Source organism: Rhizobacter sp. P2_H2, from assembly GCF_056403375.1.
Genome location: NZ_JBFUFP010000518.1, coordinates 1 through 3,788 on the forward strand (window position 1 = coordinate 1; position 3,788 = coordinate 3,788).

Genomic DNA, 3,788 nt, shown 5'->3' on the forward strand with positions numbered 1-3,788 from the left:
GTCCAGCCAGGCGCCGACCGATTCGGCCCCGGCGATCGGCAGCTGCGAGAGACTGTCCGCGTCCAATCCCGCGGACGCTTCCAGCACGCGCAGACGGCACACCGGGTTGAAGGTGTAGACGAGTTGCTCGCCGCCGCGCACCAGCGAGGCATGTTCCGGCTCGCCCGGCACGAGCGGCGCCTTCGCCTCGGTTGCCACCTGCCAGCCCTGGGGCGCGAGGCGGCGCAGCAGGTCGCCGTAGCTGCAACCGGGGTCGAGCACGCGCGGCCTGCGCTGTGCCGCTTCGGGGCCTGTCGTCGCGTTCGTCATCGCTTGTCCTCGCTGCCCTTGCCGTCGAAGTCCGGATCTTCGATCAGTTTCATCAGGATCTCCTTGGTCGTGCGCAGGGGCTGTCCGGTGGCGGGATCGATGGTGCCGACGGGGATCTGCCGCACGGTCCTGCCCTCGCGATCGTAGAGGGTGATCGGATGCGTCGCCTTGCCGTCCACCACGGTGTCCATGTCGTCGCCCAGGGCCACCTGCACGGGATATTCGGTCACCCGCAGCCGCTGCCGCTGTGCGAGGGCGGCATCGGTGCCGTGCGGCGCAGGCACCACGACGCCGGGCCCCTCCGGCAGCAGGAACTTGATCTTCGGCGCCGGCACCTCGATGACGGAGCCGTCTGCCCGCTTGACGAGGATCTTGCTCTCCTGCGTCTGCAGCCTCATGCCGCTTCCGGTGGCCACGCCGCGCTCGAGCTCCCCCAGCGACGGCTTCAGCCGCTTGCCCGGCTCGGGCCGCACGGTCAGGCGGTCGAAGCCGTGCGTCTCGCGCATCCACATGACCTCGAAGCGCACGCCCGGCTGCGTTTCGACGATGGGGCGGATCATCTTCAGCAGCTCGCCGGCGAACACGCCACCCATGTAGAAGTCGACGATGGCGAAGTCGGTCTGGCCGGCCGCGATGCGCTTCATGATCTCGCCGCGCAGGTTGCGGATGCGCTCGCCGTTGTCGGACTTTGGCACGTGCACGGACTCGGGGAAGTCGGCCACGCCCTGCGCCAGCATCTCGGCCAGGAGCGCGCCGCCGCGCTTGACGCCGAGCACCGCATGCGGACGAACCTCCGCGATGTGTTCGCGCATCATCTTGATGGCCAACGCGTTCTGCTCGAGCACGCTCTGCGCCACCCAGGTCTCCAGTTCGCCGTAACGCGGCGGCTGGCCTTCGCGCGTGCGGTTGCGCAGGCTGTCGATCAGCTCCTGGGCATCGAGGGTCCGGCCGCTGCCGCCCAGGTCGTCGGTGAAATGGCGGATCGCCTCGGCCAGGTCGGCGACCGGGATGTCCAGTCTCTTCGCCACCTCCGCGACGCGCTGCTGCAGGTCGGCCTCGGGGCTGACGCGGCCCTGCGCGACGGCGTCGCGGCGTGCGGCCGTCTCGGTGGCGGCGGCAGCCACCCGGTCCTGCATCGCCTGGCGCTGTGCGGCCTCCTGCTCGAGCTTCTGCTGGCGCGCTTCGGCGCGCGCCTGGTGTTCCTGGCGTTCCTTCTGCTTGCGTTCGCTGCGCTTGGCGCGGCCTTCGGCGCGTTCCTGCTCGCTCGGTGCCGAGCGGGTGGGCGGCGTGTCAGGCGGCCCGGGGGGCGCCGAGGAGGGCGGCGGTGCAGCCGGTGGCGGCTCGACCGGTGGCGCCTCCTTGGGCACCTTGCGCAGCTTCATCACGCTGACCTCGGTCAGGTCCACGCCCATCTCGAGGAGTCCGTGGCCGGAATGGGGCGCCACCTCGCTGCGCGGCACGCGCTGTTCGGGCCCGACCCGTTCGAACCGGAAACCGCTCCTGCCGAGCGGGCTGTCCGGGTCGGGATGGATCAGCCTGGCCAGTTCGGCGCTGATCTCGCGTTCGTGGAACACCACTTCCATCGTGGCACCCGGCTTGAGCTTGCGCAGCGCATGGGGCGCGAGGTTGGTGATGCTCTCGACGTTCGCCTGCATCTCCAGGGCGAGATCGATCATGCTCCTGCCCGGTTCGAGCATGTTGCGGCTGATCGCGAATTCACTGCCCTTGCTGTGCGGAAGCGGGAAGCGCACGTGCATCTCGTCCACCGAGTTGTCGGGCAGCGACTGGCCGAAGCGCTCGCCGATGAAGCGGCCGCCACCCGCCTGGAACTGCTCGATGTCGGCCTGTCCCGGCGGACGCCGGGCCTCGGACGTGACGACATCCGCGCCGGGGTTGCGCTGCTGCAGCTCGCGCGCGCTCGCCAGCGACGGGCCGGAGAAGGGCTCGAAGACGACGGACCGCTGGGCCGTCTGCGTCTCCATCAGCGGCGAGACCTCCTTGGAGAACAGCCGCGCCGGCTGTTCGAGGCGCTCCTTCAGGATGGCTTTCTGCTCGCGCGTCTTGGCCGCGCCGGCTGAGGTGATCGTGTCGAGTTCCGCCAGGCGCTCGCGCAGGTTCTTCAGGGTCTGCTGGTTGCGACCAAATTCGAAGTCGAGCGCCTGTTCACCGGCCACGCTGCGCGCCGTTTCCGCCCGCAACGAGCGGGCGATGTGCTCGTGCCCCAGGATCTCCAGTTCGAGCTTGTTGCGGTAGAGCTCGGTCTGTTCCTTGACGCTGAGCGAGTTCCAGCGCCTCATGTTGGCTTCATCGTGCAGGGCCACCCGTTGGCGCGTGGCCTCGTCGTGCGCCTGCATGATGTGCGGGCCTTCGTCGGCCAGGCGCGAAATCGGCGTGCCTTCGCGGATCACGACGTAGGGGCGCCCGTCCTTCACCAGCGTGACCGCGCCCGAGCGCCGGCTCTCGTATTCCCTGTTGTACCAATGCTCGGGCACCACTTCGATCACGGTGTCGCCCAGTGCCGCGCGCATCGACTCGGGCACGTGACGCAGCAATGCGACCTGCATGTCCGCCGCATGCATCTCCTGGTCCGCCACCGATGCCCGCTTGCCCGGGCGCCCGGTGCCTTCCGGATGCTCCACGGTGTAGACGCGGCCTTCGGGGTCGCGGATCGTGACGCCGGCCTTGCGCGCGTTCTCCAGCACCTCGCGCGGGATCGGCCGCAGCTGCTCCGGCACCTGCAGCACGTACTCGCCGTCGAGTGTCTTGCCGGCCAGGCCGCTCGCGCGGGTCGACGGCACGTCGGAGATCACCGCGCCGCGCGGGTACTTCTCGATCAGCTCGTTGATGTAGCCGATCGCATGTTCCTCGCTCAGCTCGGACAGCTGGGTGTACTTGCGCGAGATGATTTCCTCGCCCGGCACATACGAGTCGACGCGCACCCGCTTGCCGTTCTCGCCGATGTCGACGTAGACCTCGTTGTGCGGATGGCGCACCTCCTGCTCGTTGTTGAAGGTGTTGCCACGGTCGAGCCGACCCGATGCCTCGTCGGCCTGCTGCTGCGTGCGATCGAACATGCTCTTGCCGTCCGATCCCTCCGGCGCAGTGTCCGGCACCGTGGGATGGGGCTCCTCGACCTCGCCCGGCCGAGGCGGGCGCCCCGTGCTCTCGGGTTMGTCGCCCAGAACTTTCTTCGCCACCGACGCTTCCCAGAGCGTGCCCGACTCGGTCGACGCCTCCTTGGAGAACAGGCGCGCCGGCTGCTCGAGGTACTGCGGCTTCGGCAGCTTGCCCGGATCGACCGTGCCGACTTCCACCAGCCGCTCGCGCAGGTTGCGCAACGTGGCCTCGTTGCGCGCCTTGTCCAGCGCCGCCTGCTTCGGATCGAGGTCGCCGCGCGCCACGGCCTCCTCGGTCGAGCGCGCGATCTGCTCGTGCGCCTCGATCTCCAGCTCGACCTTGTTGCGGTACAGCTCCAGCTG

The 3,788-nt window shown here is 69.4% G+C and carries 1 protein-coding gene and 1 pseudogene; both read right to left on the minus strand.

The features are described 5' to 3' along the window. On the minus strand, nt 1-309 hold a 309-nt coding region (locus AC1D15_RS21540; RefSeq protein ID WP_477827573.1), incomplete at its 3' end, for a class I SAM-dependent methyltransferase. Next, nucleotides 306-3,788, minus strand: a pseudogene (locus tag AC1D15_RS21545) (hypothetical protein); the annotation flags it as partial. The gene AC1D15_RS21540 and the pseudogene AC1D15_RS21545, both read right to left, overlap by 4 nt.